Below are 898 nucleotides of genomic sequence, written 5' to 3' on the forward strand. Positions count from 1 at the left end.
ATCATCAAGCTGCGCGAAGGCGTGGAAATGATCATGCCGGGCGACAACGCCGAGCTGGACGTCGAGCTGATCACCCCGATCGCCATGGAAGAGAAGCTCCGCTTCGCCATCCGTGAAGGCGGCCGCACCGTCGGCGCCGGCGTCGTCGCGAAAATCGTTGAATAACGATTTTCACGACAAGGCTTAGAGGCCAGAAGCGCATGCGCTTCTGGCGCGCCAAGATCGTCGAGTAATCGACGCTTCTTAGCTTCGGCTGACAAAGCGAAGGCCCCGGAGGGAAACCTCCGGGGCCTTTTCTTTTGATCCTCGCCCTCTGGGAACCTCCCCCACAGGGGGAGGCGGCCGAAGACCGGAGGGGGGCCGTTTTCAGCTTCCCGAGCGTCGGCCGAGGTCGCGCCAACTCCCCCCACCGATCGCTGACGCGATCGCCTCCCCCACAGGGGGAGGTCCGCAGATCCAAGATCCTCCCCCACAGGGGGAGGTGTCGCGGAGGGCCGGAGGGGGAAGCATCTGGTGACGTCAGTGCGCCCGGAGCCCAGCAGTCCCTTCCCCCTCAGTCGCTCCGCGACAGCTCCCCCTTCGGGGGGAGCATCTTTCAGTCGATATCCTGCAGCGCCGGATCGGTCGCCGGGATCGCCGGCGGCGGCGAGCGGTCGTTCAGGGCCGCCTCGAGCGCGGCGGGGTCCAGCGCCTTGTCCCAGCGGGCGACGACGACGGTGGCGACGGCGTTGCCGATGAAGTTGGTCAGTGAGCGGCACTCGCTCATGAAGCGGTCGACGCCGAGGATCAGGGCCATGCCGGCGACGGGGACGCTGGGGACGACCGAGAGGGTTGCGGCCAGGGTGATGAAGCCCGCGCCGGTGACGCCGGCCGCGCCCTTGGACGACAGCATGGCCAC

2 protein-coding genes are annotated in these 898 nt (G+C 67.5%); one reads left to right on the plus strand and one right to left on the minus strand.

Translation table 11 applies throughout. The features are described from left to right. Positions 1-165 (plus strand): EF-Tu C-terminal domain-related protein (locus AC1DCG_RS25070; RefSeq protein WP_477031453.1); only part of this gene is annotated, 165 nt, incomplete at its 5' end. 430 nt (positions 166-595) lie between these two features. Here the strand turns inward: AC1DCG_RS25070 and AC1DCG_RS25075 are convergent. Continuing rightward, positions 596-898 (minus strand): cation:dicarboxylate symporter family transporter (locus tag AC1DCG_RS25075; RefSeq protein ID WP_477031485.1); only part of this gene is annotated, 303 nt, incomplete at its 5' end.

Source organism: Caulobacter sp. 10L414, assembly GCF_056395525.1.